The organism is Actinosynnema sp. NPDC050436 (assembly GCF_040655415.1).
In the GTDB taxonomy this organism is placed as follows: Bacteria; Actinomycetota; Actinomycetes; order Mycobacteriales; family Pseudonocardiaceae; genus Actinosynnema.
In genome coordinates this window covers 1-23,742 of the sequence record NZ_JBFAJV010000005.1, presented here as the reverse complement: position 1 = coordinate 23,742, position 23,742 = coordinate 1, and the positions used below count along the sequence as shown (strand labels likewise).

General features: G+C 73.2%; 25 protein-coding genes and 1 rRNA gene. 9 read left to right on the top strand and 17 right to left on the bottom strand.

Annotation, left to right across the window (positions count from 1 at the left end):
* The first annotated feature begins 58 nt into the window (after positions 1-58).
* Positions 59-1,345 (top strand): zinc-dependent metalloprotease, encoded by a 1,287-nt coding sequence (locus AB0I60_RS14975; protein ID WP_360729766.1) that lies wholly within the window; start codon positions 59-61, stop codon positions 1,343-1,345.
* Between the two features lie 66 nt (positions 1,346-1,411).
* Here AB0I60_RS14975 and AB0I60_RS14970 read toward each other — a convergent pair whose 3' ends face one another.
* Positions 1,412-1,939 (bottom strand): M48 family metallopeptidase, encoded by a 528-nt coding sequence (locus AB0I60_RS14970; RefSeq protein ID WP_360729763.1) that lies wholly within the window; start codon positions 1,937-1,939, stop codon positions 1,412-1,414.
* 203 nt (positions 1,940-2,142) lie between these two features.
* Here AB0I60_RS14970 and AB0I60_RS14965 point away from each other — a divergent pair, with 203 nt between their 5' ends.
* From AB0I60_RS14965 to AB0I60_RS14950, 4 genes are all read left to right on the top strand, one after another.
* Complete coding sequence (locus tag AB0I60_RS14965; RefSeq protein WP_015098458.1) at positions 2,143-2,298, top strand: DUF5679 domain-containing protein; 156 nt, start codon at positions 2,143-2,145, stop codon at positions 2,296-2,298.
* A gap of 115 nt (positions 2,299-2,413) precedes the next feature.
* The gene (locus AB0I60_RS14960) at positions 2,414-3,430 is read left to right on the top strand and encodes a ThiF family adenylyltransferase (RefSeq protein ID WP_360729760.1); all 1,017 of its coding nucleotides are present in this window, start codon (positions 2,414-2,416) and stop codon (positions 3,428-3,430) included.
* Positions 3,431-3,514: 84 nt separating this feature from the next.
* Positions 3,515-4,825 (top strand): AarF/ABC1/UbiB kinase family protein, encoded by a 1,311-nt coding sequence (locus tag AB0I60_RS14955; protein ID WP_360729756.1) that lies wholly within the window; start codon positions 3,515-3,517, stop codon positions 4,823-4,825.
* A gap of 221 nt (positions 4,826-5,046) precedes the next feature.
* Positions 5,047-5,721, top strand: a complete 675-nt coding sequence (locus tag AB0I60_RS14950) for a hypothetical protein (protein WP_360729753.1) — start codon at positions 5,047-5,049, stop codon at positions 5,719-5,721.
* A gap of 108 nt (positions 5,722-5,829) precedes the next feature.
* On the opposite strand, the gene AB0I60_RS14945 is transcribed toward AB0I60_RS14950, so the two are convergent.
* The 4 genes from AB0I60_RS14945 to AB0I60_RS14930 all read right to left on the bottom strand — a co-directional run bounded on the left by AB0I60_RS14945 (position 5,830) and on the right by AB0I60_RS14930 (position 10,200).
* Positions 5,830-5,961, bottom strand: coding sequence for a hypothetical protein (locus tag AB0I60_RS14945; protein WP_360730674.1), 132 nt, complete (start codon positions 5,959-5,961; stop codon positions 5,830-5,832).
* A 38-nt stretch (positions 5,962-5,999) separates the two neighbouring features.
* Positions 6,000-6,893 carry a methyltransferase gene (locus tag AB0I60_RS14940; protein WP_360729750.1) on the bottom strand — a complete coding sequence of 298 codons (894 nt, stop codon included), beginning with the start codon at positions 6,891-6,893 and terminating at the stop codon, positions 6,000-6,002.
* Positions 6,894-7,221: 328 nt separating this feature from the next.
* Positions 7,222-7,644, bottom strand: coding sequence for a WhiB family transcriptional regulator (locus AB0I60_RS14935; RefSeq protein ID WP_360729749.1), 423 nt, complete (start codon positions 7,642-7,644; stop codon positions 7,222-7,224).
* A 498-nt stretch (positions 7,645-8,142) separates the two neighbouring features.
* Complete coding sequence (locus tag AB0I60_RS14930) at positions 8,143-10,200, bottom strand: ATP-dependent DNA helicase UvrD2 (RefSeq protein WP_360730627.1); 2,058 nt, start codon at positions 10,198-10,200, stop codon at positions 8,143-8,145.
* 71 nt (positions 10,201-10,271) lie between these two features.
* On the opposite strand from AB0I60_RS14930, the gene AB0I60_RS14925 reads away from it, so the two are divergent.
* Positions 10,272-11,000: a DUF4191 domain-containing protein gene (locus AB0I60_RS14925; protein WP_360729746.1), complete on the top strand. Its 729-nt coding sequence runs from the start codon at positions 10,272-10,274 to the stop codon at positions 10,998-11,000.
* A 392-nt stretch (positions 11,001-11,392) separates the two neighbouring features.
* Here the strand turns inward: AB0I60_RS14925 and AB0I60_RS14920 are convergent, their stop codons facing one another.
* Positions 11,393-11,866, bottom strand: a complete 474-nt coding sequence (locus tag AB0I60_RS14920) for a hypothetical protein (RefSeq protein WP_360729744.1) — start codon at positions 11,864-11,866, stop codon at positions 11,393-11,395.
* A gap of 199 nt (positions 11,867-12,065) precedes the next feature.
* Between AB0I60_RS14920 and glnA the strand changes: the two genes are divergently transcribed.
* On the top strand, positions 12,066-13,490 hold the full coding sequence (gene glnA, locus AB0I60_RS14915; RefSeq protein WP_360729741.1) for a type I glutamate--ammonia ligase: 1,425 nt from the start codon (positions 12,066-12,068) through the stop codon (positions 13,488-13,490).
* A 75-nt stretch (positions 13,491-13,565) separates the two neighbouring features.
* Here the strand turns inward: glnA and AB0I60_RS14910 are convergent, their stop codons facing one another.
* From AB0I60_RS14910 to AB0I60_RS14900, 3 genes are read right to left on the bottom strand one after another with little or no spacing between them, the layout of a single operon-like run.
* Positions 13,566-14,321, bottom strand: a complete 756-nt coding sequence (locus tag AB0I60_RS14910) for a DUF6338 family protein (protein WP_360729739.1) — start codon at positions 14,319-14,321, stop codon at positions 13,566-13,568.
* Positions 14,321-14,557: a hypothetical protein gene (locus tag AB0I60_RS14905; RefSeq protein WP_360729736.1), complete on the bottom strand. Its 237-nt coding sequence runs from the start codon at positions 14,555-14,557 to the stop codon at positions 14,321-14,323. Before AB0I60_RS14905 ends, AB0I60_RS14910 begins: the two co-directional genes overlap by 1 nt.
* A 57-nt stretch (positions 14,558-14,614) precedes the next feature.
* Entirely contained in the window at positions 14,615-15,211 is a 597-nt protein-coding gene (locus AB0I60_RS14900) for a hypothetical protein (RefSeq protein WP_360729733.1), read from the bottom strand.
* A 142-nt stretch (positions 15,212-15,353) separates the two neighbouring features.
* Here AB0I60_RS14900 and AB0I60_RS14895 point away from each other — a divergent pair, with 142 nt between their 5' ends.
* A complete protein-coding gene (locus tag AB0I60_RS14895) occupies positions 15,354-15,572 on the top strand; it encodes a hypothetical protein (protein ID WP_360729732.1) in 219 nt (72 codons plus the stop codon).
* A 37-nt stretch (positions 15,573-15,609) separates the two neighbouring features.
* Here AB0I60_RS14895 and AB0I60_RS14890 read toward each other — a convergent pair whose 3' ends face one another.
* The 6 genes from AB0I60_RS14890 to AB0I60_RS14865 all read right to left on the bottom strand — a co-directional run bounded on the left by AB0I60_RS14890 (position 15,610) and on the right by AB0I60_RS14865 (position 22,153).
* Positions 15,610-16,539 carry an NADP-dependent oxidoreductase gene (locus AB0I60_RS14890; protein WP_360729731.1) on the bottom strand — a complete coding sequence of 310 codons (930 nt, stop codon included), beginning with the start codon at positions 16,537-16,539 and terminating at the stop codon, positions 15,610-15,612.
* 12 nt (positions 16,540-16,551) lie between these two features.
* Positions 16,552-19,494 carry a bifunctional [glutamine synthetase] adenylyltransferase/[glutamine synthetase]-adenylyl-L-tyrosine phosphorylase gene (locus AB0I60_RS14885; RefSeq protein WP_360729729.1) on the bottom strand — a complete coding sequence of 981 codons (2,943 nt, stop codon included), beginning with the start codon at positions 19,492-19,494 and terminating at the stop codon, positions 16,552-16,554.
* Positions 19,495-19,533: 39 nt separating this feature from the next.
* Positions 19,534-19,758: a hypothetical protein gene (locus AB0I60_RS14880; RefSeq protein WP_360729726.1), complete on the bottom strand. Its 225-nt coding sequence runs from the start codon at positions 19,756-19,758 to the stop codon at positions 19,534-19,536.
* Positions 19,755-20,888 (bottom strand): inorganic phosphate transporter, encoded by a 1,134-nt coding sequence (locus AB0I60_RS14875; protein WP_360729723.1) that lies wholly within the window; start codon positions 20,886-20,888, stop codon positions 19,755-19,757. Before AB0I60_RS14875 ends, AB0I60_RS14880 begins: the two co-directional genes overlap by 4 nt.
* 83 nt (positions 20,889-20,971) lie before the next feature.
* On the bottom strand, positions 20,972-21,709 hold the full coding sequence (locus AB0I60_RS14870) for a type 1 glutamine amidotransferase (protein WP_360729720.1): 738 nt from the start codon (positions 21,707-21,709) through the stop codon (positions 20,972-20,974).
* A gap of 15 nt (positions 21,710-21,724) precedes the next feature.
* Positions 21,725-22,153: a rhodanese-like domain-containing protein gene (locus AB0I60_RS14865; RefSeq protein WP_360729717.1), complete on the bottom strand. Its 429-nt coding sequence runs from the start codon at positions 22,151-22,153 to the stop codon at positions 21,725-21,727.
* 80 nt (positions 22,154-22,233) lie between these two features.
* Between AB0I60_RS14865 and AB0I60_RS14860 the strand changes: the two genes are divergently transcribed.
* A complete protein-coding gene (locus AB0I60_RS14860; protein ID WP_360729715.1) occupies positions 22,234-22,707 on the top strand; it encodes an Lrp/AsnC family transcriptional regulator in 474 nt (157 codons plus the stop codon).
* A 6-nt stretch (positions 22,708-22,713) separates the two neighbouring features.
* Here AB0I60_RS14860 and AB0I60_RS14855 read toward each other — a convergent pair whose 3' ends face one another.
* Positions 22,714-23,577 carry a GNAT family N-acetyltransferase gene (locus AB0I60_RS14855; RefSeq protein ID WP_360729712.1) on the bottom strand — a complete coding sequence of 288 codons (864 nt, stop codon included), beginning with the start codon at positions 23,575-23,577 and terminating at the stop codon, positions 22,714-22,716.
* A 68-nt stretch (positions 23,578-23,645) separates the two neighbouring features.
* A 5S ribosomal RNA gene (gene rrf / locus AB0I60_RS14850) occupies positions 23,646-23,742 on the bottom strand; the annotation flags it as partial.

The window sequence follows — 23,742 nt, the reverse complement described above, 5'->3', positions numbered from 1 at the left end:
CTCACGCCGTGGGCGAACCGGTCCCGCGCACCACCCCCGGCCCGCGTACCGTGGTGGCATGAGTGACGTGCCCTTCGGGTTCAGCCCGCAGGACCCCGACGACCGAGGCCGCAAACCGGAGGAGCCGGGCAACCCGTTCGACTTCACCCAGCTCGGCGCCATGCTGAGCCAGCTCGGCGCGATGTTCAGCAACGCGGGCACGTCCGCCGGGCCGGTCAACTACGACCTGGCGAAGCAGATCGCGTTGCAGCAGCTGGCCGGTCAGGGCGGCCTGGGGTTCACCCCCGACCAGGACAAGGCGGTGGCCGACGCGGTCCACCTGGCGGAGATGTGGCTCGACCCGGCGACGGCGCTGCCCGCTGGCACCTCCAAGTCCGAGGGCTGGACCGCGCGCGACTGGGTGGAGCGCACGCTGCCGACGTGGCAGCGGCTGTGCGACCCGGTGGCGCAGCGCATGTCCGGCGCGTGGGTCGAGGCGATGCCCGCCGAGGCCAAGGAGGCGGCCGGGCCGCTGCTGTCGATGCTCGGCCAGATGGGCGGCATGGCGTTCGGCTCCCAGCTCGGCGGCGCGCTCGCCCAGCTCGGCTCCGAGGTGCTGACCTCGTCCGAGGTCGGCCTGCCGCTCGGCCCCGAGGGCACGGCGGCGCTGCTGCCCGCCAACATCGAGAAGTTCACCGAGGGCCTGGAGCGGCCCGCCGGCGAGGTGCTGGTCTTCCTGGCCGCCCGCGAGGCGGCGCACCAGCGGCTGTTCAGCCACGTGCCGTGGCTGCGGCAGCGCCTGCTGGACACCGTCGAGGCGTACGCGCAGGGCATCAAGGTCGACACCTCGGCGCTGGAGCAGCTCGCGGGCCAGGTGGACCCGTCGAACCCGGCCTCCATCGAGGAGGCCATGAAGTCCGGGATGCTGGAGCCGCAGACCACGCCCGAGCAGAAGGCCGCGCTGGCCCGCCTGGAGACGCTCCTGGCGCTGGTCGAGGGCTGGGTCGACGTCGTGGTGGCCGAGGCCGTGGGCGACCGGCTGCCGGGCGCGGAGGCGCTGCGCGAGACCCTGCGCAGGCGGCGGGCGTCCGGCGGCCCGGCCGAGCAGACCTTCGCCACGCTGGTCGGCTTGGAGCTGCGCCCGCGCCGGCACCGCGCGGCGGCGGCGCTGTGGAAGCTGCTGGGCGACCAGTACGGGATCGAGCAGCGCGACGGCGTCTGGGAGCACCCCGACCTGGTGCCGACCGCCGAGGACCTGGACGACCCGATGGAGTTCGCGGAGCGGTTCGGCCGGACCCGCAAGGCCCTGGAGGACCCGATGGCGGAGCTGGAGCGGACGCTGCGGGAAGAGAAGGACGAAGACTGATCCCCGTGCCCGGGAGGGGTCGAGCCGGTCGGGCGGCTGACGCCCGGCCACCGGCCCGCCCCGGGGTCAGTCCTCCTCGGTGATGCCCAGGCCGGCCGCCGCCGACAAGCCCTCCAGGAAGCCGATGGCCCGCTCCGACCTCGGGTAGCGGTGGACGAGCTCCCAGAAGTCCTTCCCGTGGCCGGGCACCGTCAGGTGGGCCAACTCGTGCACCAGCACGTAGTCGAGCACCCACGCGGGCACGTCGCGGAGCCGTTCGCTGATCCGGATGGTGCCCTCGCTGGGCGTGCAGGACGCCCACCTCGTGCGCATCGGCGGCACCCACCGGACGCTGGTGGGCTGGACGCCGTCCAGGTGCCGGTCGGCCAGCTCGGCGCAGCGGGCCAGCAGGGCGGCGTCCGACGTGCGGGTGGGCGAGCGCCGGCGGGTCTCGCTGCGCTGCAGGCGGCTGAGCATCTCCGCCACCCAGTGCTTCTCCTCGCTCTTGCTCATGCGCGCCGGCAGCAGGACGACGACGGTGTCCCCCTCGCGGTACGCGCTCACCATGCGACGGCGCCGAGCGCTGCGCCGTACCTCCACCTGCGGTTCGGGCATGGCGTTCACGGTAAGGCCCCGCACCGACAATCCGCGGCGGCCAAGCGGCGGTGCGCACGGCATCGGCCGCACAGATTCCCCCGAACGACGGCTGGACACGCGGCACGCCACGTGCAGCGGTAGCCCGTCCGCAGAGGTAGCGTGCTGCGCAGCCCCCGAGTGTGGTGCAGATCGCCCCTCACTCTCGAAGCAAGGAGGAAGCCGTGGCCGAGACCTACAACGGCTACTGCGTCAAGTGCCGTGAGAAGCGCGACTTCACGGGCGAGGTGCACGAGAGCAACAACCGCAGGATGGCCAAGGGCAAGTGCCCGGTCTGCGGGACCACGGTGACCCGGATCCTCGGCAAGGCGAAGGTCTGAGCCGGTGGGTGGCCGGGTCAGCTCCCGGCCACCCGACCGGGTTCCCGGCGCGCGACTCGCCGGAGGACCCGCGTCCTTGCGCGGCCCGGTCCCGGCGCCCCGGCACGCTGCGCCCGTGACCACGTTCCACCGCCCCCGCGTCCTGCCCGGCCTGCCCGTGCTGCGCCGCCGGGCCGACGCGATCCAGATCGGCCTCGACCCCCGGCACTCCGTCCTGGTCGAGGACGTGCCCCCGGCCACGGCCGCCGCCCTGTTCGCCCTCACCGGTGCCCACACCCTCCCCGACCTGCTGCGACAGCTCGCCGGGCGGGACCACGAGGACGAGGACTTCGCCCGCCTGGTGCACGCCCTGGCCGACCTCGGCCTGGTCGAGGAAGCACGTCCGGAGCCGCACGGCCGGCTCGTCACCGAGGCCACCGAGTGGGCCCTGCGCACCGGCCGGCCCGCGCCCGGCCTGGCCGGCGACCGCGCCGCCCGCTCGGTCGTCGTGCACGGCGACGGCCGGCTCGCGGTGGCCGTCGCCGGGTCGCTCGCGTCTGCCGGCGTCGGCCACGTCCGGGTGATCGCGCGCGGCCGGGTGAACCCCGAGGACACCGGATCGGGTTACCTCGACGCCGACGTCGGCCGGACCCGCCAGGAGGCCGCCGACGAGGCGGTGCGCCGCGCGTCGCCGGACGTGCGGACCGAGGTGCTGGTGCGACCGCCGGACCTGGTCGTGCTGGCGGACGCCGAGGTGCCGCCGCCGGAGCTGTCCAGGACGCTGCTGCTGGACGGCACGCCGCACCTGGCCGTGCGCGCGGCCGAGGGGCTGGGCGTGGTCGGGCCGCTGGTGGTGCCCGGCCGGAGCAGTTGCCTGCGGTGCTTCGACCTGCACCGGGCCGACCTGGACCGGGGGTGGTCGGCGCTGGCCGTGCAGTTGGTGGACCGGCCCCGGCACGCCGACCTGCCGACCGTGACGACCACCGGCGGGCTGGCCGCCGGGCAGGCGCTGCTCGCGCTGGACCACTCGTCCGGCGCGCGGACCCGGCCGCCGGCGTGGGACGCGGTGCTGGAGGTGAACGCCTTCGCGGGTCTCGTGGAGCACCGGCTGGCCCCGGTGCACCCCCGCTGCGACTGCCGCTCGCTCGTGTGAGCCGGTCCTCAGCCGGGGCTGTGTAGGTTCGAGGAGGCATGAACCACTGCGACCGTGTTCCACGGGCGGGGGGAGAATCGTCGGGTGAGTGAGATCCCGCGCAAGGCCGTGCAGCGCACCGCCAAGCTGGCCAGCCTGCCCATCGGGGTGGCCGGCCGGGTGGTGGGCGGATGGGGGAAACGGCTGGTCGGCCGCAGTTCCGAGGAGGTCAGCGCCGAGGTGTCGGCGAAGACCGCGGAACAGGTCTTCGCGGTGTTGGGGCAGCTCAAGGGCGGTGCCATGAAGTTCGGGCAGGCCCTGAGCGTGTTCGAGGCCGCGGTGCCGGACGAGCTGGCCGAGCCGTACCGGGAGGCGTTGACCAAGCTCCAGGCAGCGGCCCCGCCGATGCCCGCGCGCACCACGCACCGGGTGCTGGCCGAGCAGCTCGGGTCGGGCTGGGCGAAGCGCTTCGCGTCGTTCGACGACGAGCCGGCGGCGTCGGCGTCGATCGGCCAGGTGCACCGGGCGGTGTGGCACGACGGCCGCGACGTCGCGGTCAAGGTGCAGTACCCGGGCGCGGACGAGGCGTTGCAGTCCGACCTCAAGCAGTTGCTCAGGTTCAGCCGCGTGCTCCAGGCGATCATGCCCGGTGCCGAGGTGAAACCGCTGCTGGAGGAGCTGCGCGACCGCTACCTGGAGGAGCTGGACTACCGGACCGAGGCGGGCAACCAGCGGCTGTTCGCCAAGGCGTTCGACGGCGACGAGCACGTCCTCGTGCCGCGCGTGGTGGCCAGCGCGCCGAAGGTGATGGTCAGCGAGTGGATCGACGGCACACCGCTGTCCAAGATCATCCGATCGGGGGAGCGCGAGGAGCGCGACCTGGCGGGCAGGCTGCTGTCGGAGTTCCACTTCTCCGCGCCGAGCCGGTCCGGCCTGCTGCACGCCGACCCCCACCCGGGCAACTTCATGCTCGGCGCGGACGGCCGGCTGCGGGTGCTGGACTTCGGCGCGGTCGCCCGGCTGCCCGACGGCCTGCCGCCGACGTTGGGCCGGATGACGCGGCTGGCGCTGGAGGGCCGGTCGCGCGACCTGCTGGAGCTGCTGCGCTCGGAGCACTTCATCCGGCCCGGGACGGAACTGGCGGAGGAGGACGTCCTCAACTACCTGGCCCCGTTCGTGGAGCCGCTGCGCGAGGAGACGTTCCACTTCACCCGCAGGTGGCTGCGGAAGCAGGCGGAGCGGGTGGGCGACCTCCGCAGCCCGGACTCGCAGACGGGCCGCTCCCTCAACCTGCCGCCGCAGTACCTGCTGATCCACCGGGTGACGCTGGGCGCGACGGGCATCCTGTGCCAACTGGACGCGAACGTCCCGGCCCACGCCATCGTCGCCCGCTGGCAACCCGGTTTCGCGGACTGACCCCGCCCCCGGCCCGGTGCTGTGCGTCCGGGCCAGGGGCGCGCGTCTTATCCAGGGGCCGCGCGTCTTGCCAGGAGTCGCACGTCTCGCCAGGGCTGCGTCCTGGGACGCGGGCACTGCGCTCGAGTTCGGGGCAGGAGTTGTCCACAGCCCAATTTCCCCATCCACAGATCGCGGACCGGTCCTCGCGCTCCCCCGCCATCCGGCCCAAGATCGACGTCATGACAAACCTGATCACCACCGCCACCCCTGCCAGCACCGACCCGGTCAAGTCCACCCGCGCCAGGACCCGCCCGATCACGCTCGACGTCATCGGCCTCGAAGCAGTCACCAAGCTCGAGGTGATCAAGACCTCGGACCTGCGGGCCGCCGGCGTCTCCCGGTACGCGATCAACCTCCGCTGCCGTCCGGGCGGGCCGTGGCAGCGGGTCCTGCCCGGCGTGCTGCTGCTCGCCGCCGCGCCGCCGACGAGGGCGCAGCAGGTGCGCGCGGCCCTGGCGTACGCGGGGCCGGAGGCGGTGCTGACCGGCGTGGACGCCCTGCGCGAGCAGGGCTTCCCCGACCTGCCGCTCCCGCCGCTGATCCACATCCTGCAACCGGTGGCCTGCCGCAGGACGGGCCGGGGCGACTTCTTCCTGGAGCGCACGACCCGCCTGCCGAAACCCGTGCTCAAGGACGGCCTGCCCCTGGCACCGCCCCTGCGCGCGCTGCTGGACGCCGCCCGCCAGGAGCGCCACCCGGAGCGCCGTGAGGCGGTGCTCACCTCGGCCGTCCGCGCCGGCTACCACCCGGCCGCGCTCCTGGCCGAGCTGGACGCGGGCAGCCAGCGGGGCGCGGCCGTCCCCCGCACCACCCTGCGCGGGCTGGCCCACGCCCACCACGCGGCCTTCACCTGACCCGGTCCCCGCACCACCCACCACCAGCGGAAAGGAGCCCTTCGACCAGACCCGGCACAGCGCTCCGGCGCTCCACGATCCCGGCCGCCAGCAGCGCCCGGTACATGCTCACCAGTACTCGGCGGGGAGCTTGCCCTCGATGTCGCGCACGTGGGCGCGCGCGCACTCGTGGCACAGCCAGCGGTCCGCGCCGTTCTCGCGTTCCCGCGCCCAGGCGAGCAGTTGCGCGGCGTCGGTCACCGAGTCGCGGGTCCGGCCGCACCTCGTGCACGCCGGGTTCACGGCTTGCGCCCCACGTGCACCGTCCCGGCGGACAGCAGGAACACGTCGTCCCGCCGGCCGACGTACGCGGGGTCGTCCGGGTCGAGCAGCCGGGTGAGGGTGTGGCGGTCGGCGGCGTGCAGGCGGTCGGCACCGACCTCGGCCATCCACCGGACCTGCTGCACGACCCACTCGCGCACGGCGGGTCCGGCGGGCGCGGGGTGGTCGACCAGGTAGCTGAACGCGGTCACGTCGACCAGGCCGACGTCGGTGAGTGCCGTGTTCCACCCCGTGGGGAGGCGGACGGCGTCGGGCATCGACTCGCGCATCCGCACGAACCACTCGGCGCGGGCGTGGGCGAGCCGGTCCTGGAGGCCGGGTTCGCCCAGCCCGACGTCCCAGGGCAGGAAGCGGCTCTCCAAGCCGCCTTCGCCCAGGGCCAGCAGCCCTCCGGGGGCGAGCGCCTCGGCCAGGTCGGCGACGGCGCGGCGCTGGTCGGGCAGGTGGTGGACGACCCGGGACGCCCACACCAGGTGGGCGGGGTCGGCGAAGGTCGCGGGCTGTTCGGCGGCCAGGTCGGCGAGCACGGGGCGGACGCGGACCGTCGGCGTGGGGGTGTCGTTCTCGTAGGTCGCGGCGGCGCGGGCGGCGGTCACCGCGGCGTCGAGCACCTCCGGCACGGCGTCGACCAGGACGACGGTGCCGCCGCCGCGCGCGGTCAGCGCTTCGACGAGGGCGACGGCCATGCCGCCCCCGCCGCAGCCGACGTCGACCACGGTCGGGCGGTCGGGCAGGGTGCGGGTGAGCCTGCGGGCGATGACGCGGACGGCGTCGGCGTCGAGCTCGGCGGCCCGGCGCAGCGAGGCCACGCGCGATGTCCAGTCGATTCCGTCGTGAGTGTGAGCGGCCACACGGCAGACCGTACCGATGACGGGGCCCGCCCTCCCCTCGAGATCCGAGGGGAGGGCGGGCCGGGTGTCACGGCGTCGGTTCGCGTCGGCCCGCCTCGGGCCGGCGGTCAGACCGCGCGGGCCTTGAGCTGGGCCCTGCGCTGGGCCCAACCGGCCAGGCGTCCCCACCTGCGGGCGGCGACGAGGCGGTGGGCCGTTCGTTGGCGTTGAGCGAATACCTCGGCTTCGTGCATTCGGGATCTCGCCAGATTTTCTTCGAGCAACATGGGGTTACCTCGCGGGTCGAGTTCGATCACAGTGGTCTGGTCGCTGGTGGTTCGGTACGTGGTCACGCGGCGGCCTCCTGGCTGGTAGCCCCCCGGACAACGGTCGCGGCGGGTGCCGCGGGAACAACGGTCGCGGCGGGAGCCGCAGGAACGACGGGTGCCGCGTCCTTGCGCGGACGCCCACGGGGGCGCTTGCGCGCGATGACGGCTCCGCGCTCGAAGATCTCGCCGCCCCAGACCCCCCAGGGCTCGTGCCGGGCGAGCGCGCCCGCCAGGCACTCGGCGATCACCGGGCAGCCGGCGCAGAAGCGCTTGGCCTGCTCCAGCTCGGCCGGCGCGTCGGCGAACCACAGGTCGGGGTTGTTGGTGCGGCAAGGAAGCTCCAGGCCGGCGTCGGGCGCGGTGTCGATCAGGTTGGCGACACCCGCTCCCGCGAACTCCGGTCCGGTGGACGTCCCGGTTATGGGGACGGTCGCGGTCAACATCTGGTGGACTCCTGTCACAGGTCTTGCGATGGGGTTTGTCCTGCTCAAACGGGTCGAACAAACACAAAGGCCGCGGATCCGGTTACGGGTCCGCGGCCTTGGTGAGCCTCAGGTGTGCCTGACGGGTGGTCAGGTACCTCGCTCGTGCGCGGACGGCGCAACGTTCTGAGTCGGGACGGTGGCGGGCGCGTAGGCGGCCGGCACCTGGATCAGCTGAACTCGCTCGACGCCCCGAGTCGAGGCGTGGCGATCGCGGGCAGACTTCTCCCCCACGACGTGAGCAGTGCCGGACACGGTGCTACCCGTCAACGAGGGGCGAGCCGGCATCTGGAAGATCGTCTGAGTCTTCACACCGGTCACCTCCTCGGGCAGCTAGTCTCGGAACATCGCTCTGTCAAAATCCCCAGCGGGCGCTCCGCGCCCGGCCTCAGCAGGTTATGACCCTGTCCCGGGGCGATGCAACCGCTTTTTCCAAATACCTGTCGATCGTGTGATGTTTCAGCGTTTGCCCTGGACAAGGGCCAGCACGTCGGCCCCGTAGCGGTCCAGCTTGGCCGCGCCGATGCCCGCGATGGCGACCAGGCCCGGGATGTCCTCGGGGCGCTGCTCGGCGATCGCCACCAGGGTCGAGTCGGTGAACACCACGTAGGCGGGCACCTTCAGCTCCTTGGCGCGGCCCGCCCGCCACGCGCGCAACTTGGCCAGCAGCTCCTCGTCCACGTCCGACGGGCAGCTCTCGCAGCGGCTGAGCTTGACCGACCGCGCGTCGGTCAGCGCCGAACCGCACACCCGGCACAGCGGCTTGGGCCGGCGTTGCAGCGGCTCGCGCTTCGCGGCGGTGCGCGACGCGGGGTGGTCCTCGGGGATCAGCCCGTAGAGGAACCGGCTGCGCCGGCGGTAGCGGCGACCGCCGACCGCGCGGGCCAGCGCCCACGACAGCCACAGGTGCTCGCGGGCGCGGGTCACCCCCACGTACAGCAGCCGGCGCTCTTCCTCGATGGCCGCCTCGTCGCCGTCGGCGTGCACGATCGGCACGGTGCCCTCGACCAGGCCGACCAGGAAGACCGCGTCCCACTCCAAACCCTTGGCCGCGTGCAGCGACGCCAGCGTGATGCCCTCGACGGTCGGCGGGTGCTGCGCCTCGGCGCGCACGTCCAGCTCGGTGACGAACTTCGGCAGGTCCGCGCCCTCGACCGAGGCCGCCAGTTCCTCGGCCAGCTCGACCAGGGCGAGCAGCGACTCCCACTTCTCCCGCGCCGCGCCGCCGGCGGGCGGCTCGTCGGTGAGCCCGATGCCGGTCAGCACCTCGCGCACGACCTTCGGCAGCTCGCCGGACGGGTCCTGCGCGGCGGCCGACCGCAGCGCGATCACCGCCTGGCGCACCTCGGGCCGCTGGAAGAACCGCTCGCCGCCGCGCACCTGGTAGGGGATGCCGAGTTCGGCGAGCGCCTGCTCGAAGATCTCGGACTGCGCGTTGACCCGGTAGAGGATGGCGACCTCGCTGGCCGCCACGCCCTCGTCCAGCAGCGCCTTGACGCGCTGCGCGACGGCCGCCGCCTCGGCGGACTCGTCGTCGAACTCGGTGAACTTGGGCGTCGGGCCCTCCGGGCGCTGCCCGATCAGCCGCAGCCGGGAGCCGGCGGGGCGCCCGCGCGCCCACTTGATCACCTCGTTGGCCAGGCCGACGACCTGCGGCGTGGACCGGTAGTCGCGCTCCAGCCGCACGACCGCCGCCTCGGGGAAGCGGCGCGGGAAGTCGAGCAGCGGGCGCGGCGAGGCCCCGGCGAACGAGTAGATGGTCTGGTTGGCGTCGCCGACCACGGTCAGGTCGTCACGCGGGCCCAGCCACGCGTCGAGCACGCGTTGCTGGAGCGGTGTGACGTCCTGGTACTCGTCCACCACGAAGCAGCGGTAGCGGTCGCGGAACTCCTCGGCGACCTCGCTGTGCTCCTCCAGCGCGGCGGCGGTGTGCAGGAGGAGGTCGTCGAAGTCGAGCAGCTGCGCCTCGTTCTTGAGCTGCTCGTAGGTCCGGTAGACCTGCACGACCTGCTCTGGCGGCGCGGGCGTGTCCCGCTGCGTGCGCCCGGCGGCGGCCGGGTAGTCCTCGGGCGCGACCAGTGACGCCTTGGCCCACTCGATCTCGCCGGCGAGGTCGCGCAGCGAGTCGGACTCGGTGGACAACCCGGCGCGGTTGGCGGCCTGGGCGACGAACCTCAGCTTGTTCCGGTCGATCAGGTCCCACTGCGGCCCGCCGACCACGCGCGGCCAGAAGTAGCGCAACTGCCGGAGCGACGCCGCGTGGAACGTGCGGGCCTGCGCGCCGTGCACGCCGAGCGCCCGCAGCCGGGTCCGCATCTCGCCGGCGGCACGCGCGGTGAACGTGACGGCGAGCACCTGCCCGGCGGCGACGTGACCGCGTTGCACCAGGTAGGCGATCCGGTGGGTGATGGTGCGGGTCTTGCCGGTGCCCGCCCCCGCGAGCACGCAGACCGGGCCGCGCGGTGCCTCCACCGCGGCGCGCTGTTCCGGGTCGAGTCCCTCCAGCAGCCGCTCCATGCGCTGCATCCTCGCACTGCACACGGACAGCGCTGTGATGGGGCGACACGACGCGCCGTATCCTGGGGGGTATGGCTGGAAAGCAGGACAAGGCCGCCGCCAAGGAAGCGGCGAAGGCGCGGCGCGCGGCTTCGAAGGCGCGGCGCGGACAGATCTTCGAGGCGTTCAAGGTCCAGCGCCGCGAGGACAAGGCGCTGGTGCCCCTGATGCTGCTGTGCCTGGTGGGCGGCGCGGCAGCGGCGTTCCTGCTGGGGCTCATCTGGGACATGCAGTGGGTCCTGCTGCCCCTCGGCATCGCCGTGGGCGCGCTCGTGGCGGTCATCGTCTTCGGCCGCCGGGTGCAGCGCAACGTCTACGCCAAGGCCGACGGCCAGCCCGGCGCGGCCGGCTGGGCGCTGGACAACCTGCGCGGCCGGTGGCGGGTGACGCAGGCCGTGGCCGGCACGACGAGCGGCGACATGGTGCACCGCGTGATCGGCCGCCCCGGCGTGGTCCTGGTCGCCGAAGGCGCACCGCACCGGGTCAAGGGCCTGCTCGCGCAGGAGAAGAAGCGCGTGGCCCGGGTCATCGGCGAAACCCCGATCTACGACGTGATCGTGGGCAGCGAGGACTCCCAGGTCCCGCTCCGCAAGTTGCAGGGCCACCTGATGAAGCTCCCCCGCAACATCTCGACCGCCCAGGTCGACACCCTGGAGAACCGCCTGGCCGCCCTGGCCAGCCGAGGCACCGCGATGCCCAAGGGCCCGCTCCCCCAGGGCGCGAAGATGCGCAACGTCCAACGCGCCATGCGCCGCCGCTGACCAGCCGAAACCCGACTGAACAGCCGAAACCCGACTGACCGGCCGTTTGCTGAGAGCCTCCCCGGAGGGCTCTCAGCATGTAGCGCCCCTTCTGTCGCCCCCTCCTGGGACAATGGAACCGGGGGCCGGAGGCCACGACCGGGAGCGGACCCCACCGGAGGCCGGAAACCGCGCGGAGGCAGAGCCGCTTGGCCGGGGGACACGCCACCTTCTCGCGCCGCACAAAATCACGCCGCCTAGGTTCACGCCGCCCAAGATGTCGCCGACCGGGGAAGCCGCAAGCCGCGCTGCGCGAGTCACCAGCGGCGCCGACCGCGCGCAGTCGCCACGCCGGCACCGCCCGCCGCTCACCACCGAACACGGCCCTCGCCACGCGCCGGCGCTGCCGGCGGTCAGCGGACGCGGATGACCACCGTTCCGGCGGCCTTGTCGTGCAGGCCGCGGCCGTCCGCGTCCCACACCACCGCCGGGATGATCGGGAAGATCAGCACCGTGCGCAGCGCCGCCCGGGGCAGCCCCACCACGCCCGCGCCGTCCAGCCGCGCCACGCGCAGCCCGAACAGCGCGTGACCGGGGGTGAAGCCGAAGAAGCCGACCGCGACCACCGTGATCGCGAACCAGGCCAGCAGGCTCCAGTTGCGCGGCAGGTCGGGGTAGGTGAACACGCCGGCCACGCCCATCGACAGGGCGAAGTCGACCAGGATGGCGAACGTGCGGCGCCCGGTGCCGGCCACCGCGCCCGGTCCGGAGCGCGGCAGGCCGAGGCGTTCGCCCTTCCACCTCTGGGCGGTGCCGTCGCCCGAGTCGGCACCCGGCTCCAAGGCCGAGCGGGGTCCAGACAGCCACGAACCGGTCCACTTGCTCACCCCACCAGAGTAAGGCCGTGCTCAGCGGGTGAGGATCGCCAGGTCGGGTTGCCCACCTCCGGGTGCCCGTTAACACTGGCGAAACACGAGGGTGACTGCTGGGCAACACCGCCGCCCTAGCGTCGACCCCAGACGGCAGGCCGCGCTCGACCCAGCGGCGCACCACCACGCCCCCACCGCAGTGAAGGAGTCGACGAGGGTGTTCAAGAATCCCGACGAGGTCCTCAAGTTCATCTCCGACGAGGGCGTGAAGTTCATCGACGTCCGGTTCAGCGACCTGCCCGGTGTGATGCAGCACTTCACGCTGCCGGCTGCGGCGTTCGACGCGGACGCCATCGCCGAGGGCCTCGCGTTCGACGGCTCGTCGGTGCGCGGCTTCCAGTCGATCCACGAGTCGGACATGCTGCTGCTGCCCGACCTGTACACCGCGCGCCTCGACCTGTTCCGGATCGCGAAGACGCTGATCATCAACTTCTTCGTGCACGACCCGTTCACCCGCGAGGCGTACAGCCGCGACCCGCGCAACATCGCGCGCAAGGCGGAGCAGTACATCACCGAGTCGGGCATCGCGGACACCGCCTACTTCGGCGCCGAGGCGGAGTTCTACATCTTCGACTCGATCCGGTTCGACACCACCGCGAACGCCTCCTTCCACGAGATCGACGCGGTGTCCGGCTGGTGGAACTCCGGCCGTGAGGAAGAGGGCGGCAACCGGGGCTACAAGGTCAAGTACAAGGGCGGCTACTTCCCGGTCACGCCGAACGACCACTACGCCGACCTGCGCGACAAGATGGCCCTGAACATGGAGGCCAACGGCTTCACCGTCGAGCGCGCGCACCACGAGGTGGGCACCGGCGGCCAGGCCGAGATCAACTACAAGTTCAACACGCTGCTGCACGCCGCCGATGACCTGATGCTGTTCAAGTACATCATCAAGAACACGGCGTGGCAGGCGGGCAAGACGGTCACCTTCATGCCGAAGCCGCTGTTCGGCGACAACGGCTCGGGTATGCACGCCCACCAGTCGCTGTGGAAGGACGGCGTGCCGCTGTTCCACGACGAGTCCGGCTACGCGGGCCTGTCCGACACCGCGCGCCACTACATCGGCGGCATCCTGCACCACGCCCCGTCGCTGCTGGCGTTCACCAACCCGACGGTGAACTCCTACCACCGCCTGGTGCCGGGCTACGAGGCCCCGGTCAGCCTGGTCTACAGCCAGCGCAACCGGTCGGCGTGCGTGCGCATCCCGATCACCGGCAACAACCCGAAGGCCAAGCGCATCGAGTTCCGCTGCCCCGACTCGTCGGGCAACCCGTACCTGGCGTTCTCGGCGATGGTGATGGCCGGCCTGGACGGCGTGAAGAACAAGATCGAGCCGCCGGCCCCGATCGACAAGGACCTCTACGAGCTGCCGCCCGAGGAGGCCCTGAACGTCAAGCAGGTCCCCGCGACCCTCGACGCCGTCCTGGACAACCTGGAGGCGGACCACGAGTTCCTGCTGGAGGGTGGCGTGTTCACCCCGGACGTGATCGACACCTGGATCTCGTACAAGCGCAACGAGGAGATCAACCCGCTGCGCCTGCGCCCGAACCCGTACGAGTTCGCGCTCTACTACGACGTGTGATCGGAACGGACGCCGTCAGGCGTTCACCGAGGGCCGGGTGACTGCACAGTCGCCCGGCCCTCGGCCGTTCCGGCGTCACGTCGGTGCGCGGTCCGCCGGGTCGTCCGCGCCGTCGACGGGACGGGCGCGTTCGCGGGCCGGGACGCGTTCGGCGGTGGTCAGGGAGCGGTACTGGATGCGGAGGTACCTGATCTGGGTCGCCGGGACCACCACTCGGGACCAGACGTCGCCGATGCGGCGTTGTTCCGGGGTGTCGCCGCCGGTCAGCGGGAGACCCAGGTAGGTGAGCTGGGCGCCTTCGAGCACGATCTCGCGCTCCTCCGGCGTGCCCGACGCGGTGTGGGAGCGCAGGTAGCCGAAGAACGACGTCCCGTCCACGAGCTGCACGTGCACCCACGGCACGGCCTGCTCCGGCCGGTCGGTGCGGAACACCTGGTGCCACGCCGTCTGCTGGCGCACCGCCACGACCTCGCGCCCGCGCCGGGCCAGCACGTGGTCCAGCGCCGCCGCCGAGGCGCACGCGACGACCAGCACGGCCGACCCGACGCCGACCACCGCCCACACCCGGCCCTTCGGGTACGCGTCGTCGGTCACCACCCGCGCCACGTCGAGCAGTTCGACGCCCGCCGCCCCGAGCACCGCCAGCGTCCCCACGACCAGCACCAGCGCCAGCGCGGTGAACCCGAGGCTGCCCAGCGCCACCCGGCCGGCCTCGCGGAACGCCGACTCCTTCAGCCCCGCCCGGCGGCGTTCGCGCAGCAGCTCGAACACGATCCCGGGCGCGGCGAGGCCCAGGAACGCGAGCAGCGCGCCCAGGGTCTGCGGCACCATCAGGCGATGTCGCCGCCCTCGTCCGGCGGCGAGTTCCGCTCCGAGTCGAGGTACGCACCCGGCTCGGAAGCGGAGCTGTACGGCCCGCCCACGGGCTCGACCGGTGGGCCCGCTGCCGAGCACAACGGCCCGCCGTCCTCGCCTTCGTACACGTGGACGTGCTCGTCCGGTTCCGCGCTGCTCGGCTGCACGTCGACCGGATCGGGATCGGTTCGCTCGGTGCCCCTGTGCTCCATCGGACCTCCTGCGGCTTCTCCGTCCTATCCGGAAAGTCGCGGCCCGGACACCCGGCGTTACCTGGGCACCGGCACGTCGGCGACCGCCACCGCGCCGCCGGTCGGGGCGAGCTGCCCGCCGATCCCGCCGAACGTCACCGTCAGCACCGTCGCCGAGCCGGTCACCTCGGGATCCAGCTCCACGTAACCGGAGGTGGCGGCGTTCTTCGCCACGGTCACCGGCCACCTGCTCGTCGCCAGCGACGCGCTGTAGTTCCGCTTCCCGTCGTCCACCGCCGAGATCGACGCCGTCGGCAGGTCCATCTTCGCGGTGCTCGCGTTCACCACGGTCACGTGCAGCCGCAGCCGGCCGCCGGCGTTCTCCACCCGGGTGACCTCGACCGTGAGCAGGCCCCGGGTCTGCTTCCACGTCCCCACGGCCACCTTCGTCTCCACCGCCACGGGCGGCGGCTGCAACGAGGTGGTGGACGTGACCACGCCGTCGACCGGCGGGGTGGTGGTGGGCGCGCTGGAGCGGAACGTCACGCTGAGCGAGCCGACGCCCACCGCCCCGGTCGTGAGGGCCTGCACCGCGCCCAGCAGCACCAGCACGCCGAGCACGACGAGGCCGATCTTCGGCACCGCGTTCTTCTTCCTGCGGGTCTCGTCGTCCATGACGTCCTTCGTCCGGGCGCGCGCGTGCGAACGCGGGGGTCCCCATCAGCCCCGCCAGTCTCGGCACACCACCACGGATAGTCAATGACACCGGCGGGAGCCCGGCCGCTCCACCATCGTGGCGTGCGGTTAGGGTCGCGCCGTGTCTGATGACGTCGCAACCACCGCGCAGGTGCTGTCCACCAACATCTTCGACTCCGCCGCCGAGGCGATCGAGGCGATCGGCGCAGCCGACGTGCTCGGCCTGGGCATCAAGGTCTCCAACCGGCTGGTGCCGGACGAGGACTCCGACGACACCCTGGTCGAGGAGTGGATCGTGGAGCTGCTGACCTCGGTCCCCACGGTGGACGACGAGGAGTGAGGCGTGCGGGGGCCTCCCGCGCGGGCGGCCCCCGTCCTCACACCGTCAGCACGATCTTGCCGCGCACGTGCCTGCCCTCCAGCAGCCGGTGCGCCTCCGCCGCCTCGGCCAGCGGGAACGTCTGCTGCACCACGACCCTCAGCTCACCGGACGCGGCGTGCTCGGCCAGCCACCTCAGGTCCGCCTGGACGGGTTTCGCGTACGCGAAGCGCCCGCCCAGCTCCAGCACGTTGGTGTCCACGATGGACACGATCCGGGACGGGTCGCGCACCAGCGCGGGCGAGTCGTTGAGCGCGGCACCGCCGGCGCAGTCGAACGCGACGTCGACCAGCCCGTCCCCGCCGACCAGCTCGGCCACGTTGTCCACCAGCGCATCCCCGTACGCGACGGGCTCGACCCCGAGCGAGCGCAGGAACGCGTGGTTGCGCGGTGACGCCGTCCCGATCACCCGGGACGCGCCGAGGATGCGCGCCACCTGCACCGCGAGGTGCCCGACGCCACCGGCGGCGGCGTGCACGAGCACCGCGTCCCCGGCGGACACGTGCACCTTGCGCAACGCCTGCACCGCGGTCAGGCCGGTCAGCGCCAGCCCGCCCGCCTCCGCGAACGACAGGGTGGCGGGTTTGTGCCACAGCCCCCGCTCGGTGGCCGCGACCAGCTCCGCGTAGGTGCCGTGCTGCACGTGGTCCTTGCGCTGGTAGCCGAACACCTCGTCACCGGGCGCGAAGCCCTCGACGGCGGGCCCGACCGCGCGCACCACGCCCGCCACGTCCCAGCCGGGGACGAGCGGGAAGTGGTGCGGCACCGAGTCCTTCAGGTACCCCATGCGCACCAGCCGGTCGACCGGGTTGACCCCGGCCGCCCGCACCTCCACCAGCACCTGGTCGGAGCTGATCGGCGGGTCGGGCAGCTCCCGCAGGTCGAGCACCTCGACGTCGCCGAACCGGTCCTGTGCAATCGCCTTCACGCACCCCAGTGTTCACGAGCCGTAGAAGACCCGCTCGATCACGGCGCGTGCGCGCCGCGTCGTGCGCCGGTAGGCGTCGAGGAACTCGCCCGGGTCGCGCGGGTGCCCCATCACGCCCGCCACGGCCGCCAGGTCGCGCCCGGCGGTGGGCAGCTGGTCCCCGGGCTTGCCCCGGACCAGCACGATCGCGTTGCGCGCCCGCGTCGCGGTGATCCACGACTCCTTCAGCGCGGTCATGTCGTCCTCGGCCACCAACCCCGCTTCGCACGCCGCGCGGAGCCCGCGCACGGTCGACGGCGTCCGCAGCTCCGGCACCTCGTGGGCGTGCTGCAACTGCAACAGCTGCACCGTCCACTCCACGTCGGCCAGGCCGCCCCGCCCCAGCTTGGTGTGCAGGGACGGGTCCGCGCCGCGCGGCAGCCGTTCCGCCTCGACCCGCGCTTTGATCCGCCGGATCTCCCGCACGGACGCCGCGTCCAACCCGCCCTCCGGGTACCGCACGGGGTCGACGAGCTGCGCGAACCGCGCGCCGAGGTCGGCGTCCCCGGCGATGAACCGGGCCCGCAGCAGCGCCTGCGCCTCCCACAGCTCGGACCACTGCGCGTAGTACGCCCGGTAGGACTCGAACGTGCGCACCAGCGGCCCCTGCCGCCCCTCGGGCCGCAGGTCGGCGTCCACCTGCAACGCCGGGTCCTGGCTGGGCGCGCTGAGCAGCCGCCGCACCTTCTCGACCACGGCGCTCGCGTACCGGACGGCGTCGGAGTCGGTCACGCCCGGCGCGGCCTCGCACACGAACATCACGTCCGCGTCCGACCCGTACCCCAGCTCGCGCCCGCCGAGCCGGCCCATCCCGATGACGGCGACGGTGGCGAGCCGGTCGCCGGTCGTGCGCACGACCGCGTCCAGCGCGGCCTGGAGCACCGCGACCCACACCTCGGACAGCGACACGCACACCGCCCGCAGCGGCGCCAGCCCGAGCAGGTCGGCGGACGCGATCCGCAACAGCTCCCGGCGGCGCAGCGACCGGGCGGCGGTGACCGCGCGGCCGAGGTCGTTGTAGCGGGACACCGTGCTGCGCAGCGGGTTGCCGATGGTCATCGGGTCCAGGCCGACCAGCGAGTCGGTGTCGGCGAGCAGCCGCAGCACCTCCGGCGCGCGCACCAGCAGGTCCGGCACCAGGCGGGACGTGCCCAGCAGCGCGGCGAGCCGGTCGACGACCGTGCCCTCGTCGCGCAGCAGCCGCAGGTACCAGGGCGTCTCGGCGAGCGCCTCGGACACCCGCCGGTAGGCCAGCAGCCCGCCGTCCGGGTCAGGCGTCTCGGCCAGCAGGTCCAGCAGCACCGGCAGCAGCGCCGACTGGATGCGCGCCCGCCGCGACACGCCCCTGGTCAGCGCCTCGATGTGCTTCAACGCCCCGTCCGGCGCGGCGTAGCCGAGCGCGGCGAGCCGGTTCTCGGCCTCGGTCGTGGTCAGCCGCAGCGCCTCGGTCGGCACGTTCGCCACGGCCTGTAGCAGCGGCTGGTAGAACAGCTTCTCGTGCAGCCGCCGCACGTGGTTGGCCCGCTTGCGGAACTCGGCCAGCAGCACCTGCGCCTCGGACAGCCCGCCCTCGGCCGCCAGCCCGGACGCCCGCGCCAGCCACCGCAGCCCGGCGGCGTCGTCGTCGGCCGGGAACAGGTGGGTGCGCAACAGCTTCTGCAACTGCAACCGGTGTTCCAGCGTGCGCAGGAACCGGTACGCGCGACCGAAGTCGGCGGCGTCGGTGCGCCCCACGTACCCGCCGCGCCCCAGCGCCGCGAGCGCCGCCGTGGTGGCCGGGATGCGCAGCTCCTCGTCACCGCGCCCGTGCACGAGCTGGAGCAGCTGCACCGCGAACTCGACGTCCCGCAGGCCGCCGCGCCCCAGCTTCAGCTCCCGGTCGGCCAACCCGACCGGCACGTTGTCCTCGACCCGGCGGCGCATCGCCTGCACGTCGGGCACGAAGTCCTCGCGCTCGGCCGCCGTCCACACCATCGGCCCGACCGCGTCCAGGTACCGGTGCCCCAGCTCCTCGTCACCGGCCACCGGGCGGGCCTTGAGCAGCGCCTGGAACTCCCACGTCCGCGCCCACCGCCGGTAGTAGGACACGTGCCCGTCCAGCGTCCGCACCAGCGCGCCGGCCTTGCCCTCGGGCCGCAGCGCCGCGTCCACCTCGAAGCACGCCTGCCCGGCGACCCGCATCATCGTGCTGGCCAGCCGGGTCGCCACCCCCACGTCGCCCTCGCCGACGAACACCACGTCCACGTCGCTGACGTAGTTGAGCTCCCGCGCGCCGCACTTGCCCATCGCCACCACGGCCAGGCTGCACCCATCCGCCCCGGGCACCTCCCGCCGCGCCACGTCCAACGCGGCCCGCAACGCCGCGACCGCCAGGTCCGACAGCAGCCCGGCCACGTCGTCGTAGCCCACCTGCGGCAGCTCGGGTTCGACGAGGTGCGCCAGGTCCTCGGCGGCGATCCGGCACAGCAGCGCCCGGTACTCGACCTTCAGCGCCCGCACCGCCGCCGCACCGACCAGCCCGTCGACCGAGGCGAGCAGGGCGGGCGCGAACGACTCGGCCGACACCGGTTCCGCGCCGGCGAGCTGCGCCCAGCGGTCGGGGTTGGCGGCCAGGAAGTCCGACAGCGCCGTGGACGACCCGAGCACCGCCAGCAGCCGGCCGCGCAGCACGTCGTCGGTCCGCAGCACGTCGTCCAGCGCGGACCGGCGGTCACCGAGCGCTTCGCGCAGCCGGTCGACGCCGAACAGCGCCAGGTCCGGGTCGGGGCTGCGGGACAGCGCCCACAGGATCGGGTCGTTGCCCGCCGAGGGCCGTCGGCCGTCCCACCACCCGGCCGCGCGCAGCAACTCGCCGCTGCGCGCCTCGGTCAGGCCGAACCGAGCGGGGGACGTCGGGGTGCGCGCTGGATCGGTCATCGGGGAACACGGTAGTACCGCGAACCGGGCGGGGAGCGGTCAGTGCGCCACGATCAAGTAGATGCCGAACAGCACCACGGCCACGCACGCCACCAGGCACGTGCTCGCGGCCACGGTGGGCAGCGCGGCCGAGCCGCCCCGCTCCCGCGCGTCCTCCCGCACCGACAGCGCCCGCAGCCCCGCCGAGAACAGCACCACCAGCCCCAGCACCACGCCCAAGCTCACCCCGAACACGGTGCCCAGCGCCGCCCAGTCGACCTTCATGCCGCCACCTTGTGCGTCTCGGCCTGCGCCGCGATCTCATCCACCACGTGCTCCGGCCGCACCGGCTCCCGCCGCGACAGCAGCCAGATCACCAGCGACACCACCACGGCCACCGCCGCCACCACGACCACGCCGACCGTCCCGGTCGACGCCACCTTGCCCGCCAGCGCGCCGACGATCCCGGCCGCCGGCAGCGTCAGCACCCAGGCCGCCGCCATCCGCCCGGCCACGCCCCACCGCACGCCGTCGCGCTGCCGCCCCAGACCGGAGCCCATGATCCCGCCGGACGCGACGTGCGTCGTGGACAGCGCGAACCCGAGGTGCGAGGACGCCATGATCACCGTCGCCGCGCTGGTCTGCGCCGCGAAGCCCTGCGGTGCCTCGATCGTGGTCAGCCCCTTGCCCAGGGTCTGGGTGATCCGCCAGCCGCCCAGGTAGGTGCCCAGCGCGATGGCGACCGCCGCGCTCAGGATCACCCACATCGGCGGCTCCGAGCCCGGCGCGAGCGTGCCGGCGGTGATCAGGGTCAGCGTGATGATGCCCATCGTCTTCTGCGCGTCGTTCGTGCCGTGCGCGAGCGACATCAGCGCCGCCGACGCGATCTGCCCGGTCTTGAAGCCCTTGTGCGACACCGACTCACGAGCCCGGCGGGTCAGCCGGTAGGTGAGCACGGTCGCCAGCAGCGCCACGATCCCGGCGACCAGCGGCGCGGCGATCGACGGCACGACCACCTTGTCGACCACCTTGGCGAAGTGCACGGCGTCCGCACCCGACGCGATCCAGGTCGCCCCGATCAGACCGCCGAACAGGGCGTGCGACGAACTCGACGGCAACCCCACGTACCAGGTGACGAGGTTCCACACGATCGCCCCGACCAGGCCGCCGAACACGACGGCGGGCGTGATGCGGGCGTCGTCCACGATGCCGCCGGAGATGGTCTTGGCCACCTCGACCGACAGCAGCGCCCCGACGAGGTTCAGCACCGCCGAGAAGGCGACGGCGGTCCGGGGCCTCAACGCGCCGGTGGCGATGGACGTCGCCATCGAGTTCGCGGTGTCGTGGAAGCCGTTCGTGAAATCGAACGCCAACGCCGTGACGACCACGATGATGACGAGGAGCGAGGCGTCCACGCTGATTCCTCCGGCTGGAACGACACAGTCGTGGGTGAACGCTACCTGTCCTGCCGATGAACGCTCACATCACCGGAGGTTCGTCACACCAGCGGGAGATCCCTCGACACCGGGAACCCGCCCTCCGCCAACCGGACAAACCGCTCGGCGAAGGGCTGCCACGCCTCCCGGATGTCCTCGTGCCCGCGCACCAGCCGCTCCGGATCGAGCCTGGCCGGCGGCACCGAGGCGACCATCTCGGGAGCCCCCTGCGCCCACCGCGCCACCATCTCGGGCGTCGTCTCGACGTGGAACTGCACCCCGTAGGCGCGGTCACCGACCCGGAACGCCTGGTTCGGGTACTTCGGGGAGGACGCGAGCAGCTCGGCGGTCGGCGGCAGCAGCGCGATGTCGTCCTGGTGGAACTGGAGCACGTCCGGCGTCCACGGCAGGTCGGCGAACAGCGGGTCCCGACCCGCCACGTCCCGCTTCGCCACCAGCGCCATCCCCACCTCGGGCCCGTGCGGCCCGCGCCGCACCTGCCCGCCGGTCGCCGCCGCGAGCAACTGCGCCCCCAGGCACACCGCCAGCGTCGGCACCCGCGTCGCCACCGCGTGCGAGAGCAGCCGGCGCACGTCGGCCAGCCACGGGTGGTCGACGTCGTCCAGTGCTCCCATCGCCCCACCCAGCACCACCAGGCCCCGGTGGTCGGCGAGCTGGTCGGGCACCGGCTGCCCGTGCGCCCGGACCACGTCGAGCACCGCCCCGGCACCGGTCAGCCAGTCACCCAGACGGGCGATGGGGTCGTTGTCGTCGAGCTGGAGCACGAGCAGGCGCGTCACCTGTCCGAGGGTAGATCAGCAGGCGCACGCCACCCCGTGCAGGTTCTCCTCGCCGCCCTCGACCGGGTACCCGGCGGCCAGCCACGCCCTGATCCCGCCGGACAGCCGCTTCACCCGGAACCCGAGCGCCGCCAGCGCCGCCGCGCCCTTCGTGGCGGCGTTGCACTCGGAGCTCTCGCAGTAGCAGACGTAGACCAGGTCGCGGTCCCACCCGGCCGTGGTGACCTCGTCCACCTCCCAGTGCGGCAGGTGCACCGCGCCGGGGATGCGGACCCGCGCGAACGCCTCCGCGCCGCGCGTCTCGACCAGCCGGAAACCACCGGTGTCCCCCGCGCGCAGGTCCCGGACGACGTCGTCCGGGTCGGCCTCGAAGGCCAGTTCGGCGGCGAAGAAGGCCGCCGCGACGGAGGGCTCGGCGGGCGGGAAGCGCAGCGTGTTCGTCATGGGGAGATCGTGCGCGAGCCGCCCGCCGGCGGGACAGGGAGAAGTCCAGGCGTACCCGGCGGAGTGCCTACGATTCCACGGTGGAACTGGACGACGTGGACTGGAAGCTGCTCGACCTGCTCCAGCGGGACGGCCGGATGACGTTCACCGACCTGGCGAAGCGGGTCGCGCTGTCCGCACCCGCGACGACTGAACGCGTGCGCCGGCTGGAACAGGCCGGCGTCATCACCGGCTACGCGGCCGTCGTGTCCCCGGGCAGGGTCGGCCTGCCGATCGAGGCGATCGTCCGGGTCCGGGTGCGCAGCCTCGACACACCCCGCTTCCGGGACCGGGTGGTGACCCTGGCGCAGGTCCGCGACGCCGACCACGTCACGGGCGACGACTGCTGGCTGCTGCGCGTGGTGTGCCGGTCCACGGCGGAGCTGGAGGAGTTCGTCGAGCAGGCCCAGCGGTACGGCGACACCACCACGTCCCTGGTGTTCTCCTCGGCCGTCCGCAACCGGCCGGTGACCCGCGACGTGGTCGGGGGCAGCACACCCCCGCCACGCCGGTGACCCCGCTCAGCCGCCGCTCGGGACGGGCCTGGTGAAGACGACCTCGGCGGCGTCGCACACCGGCACGAACCCGATCCGCCGGTAGATCGAGTTCGACGTCGGGTTGCCCAGGTCGGTGAACAGCACCACGTGCTCGGCACCGGCCTCGATCGCCCACTGCGCGCACGCGGCCGTGACCGCCTCGGCGTAGCCGTTGCGCCGGTGGCTCTTCGGCGTGAACACCGGGCCGATCCGGGACGTGCCGGCGGCCGGCCGCCCGACACCCGCCCACGAGACCGGTTCGCCGTCGCGCAGCCACAGGAGCTGCCCCGCGCCGATGGCGAGGGTGCCCCGGACGTAGGTCCACGCGAGTTCCTCGTCCGGCTCGTGCGCCGTGGACTCGTCCACGAACTCCAGGTACCAGCGGACCAGCAGCTCGGCGTCGTCCTCGGCGGCCGGGCGCCACGTCCCCGCGACACCCGTCGGCGGGACGAGCTGCGCCAGGCGGAACAGCCGCATCGCCATGACCTCTCGCGCCGCCACCCCGGCGTGGGCGCTCCACGCCGCAGAGAACGCCTCGACCCGGTCCCTCGGCCCGTTGGCACCGGGCACCTCGGAACCGACCAGCGCTTCGGCGACCGTGTCGGCCCACTCCACCGGGACACCGCTCAGCGTCAACGGCCACGGCGGTGTCCGGAGCGCCGCAGCCACCAGCTCGCCGTCGTCGGTCACGGTCACCAGGAGCGGCGGCCGGTCGGCCGGGTCGGGGTTGGTCAGCCGCCGGTCGACGGCGGCGACCGGGATGGTGTGGAACACCGGGTCGGCGGTGAAGAAGTCCTTCGTCAGCGCCCAGAACCCAGCCAGGTCGTCGTGCCTCGCCACATCTGCCACGCCCGGACGTTAACGCAGAAAAGCCCTCAGGGGCACCCGGATAACCGGGTGCCCCTGAGGGGAAGATTGCTCGGCGGCGTCCTACTCTCCCACACCCTCACGAGTGCAGTACCATCGGCGCTGGAAGGCTTAACTACCGGGTTCGGAATGGGACCGGGTGTTCCC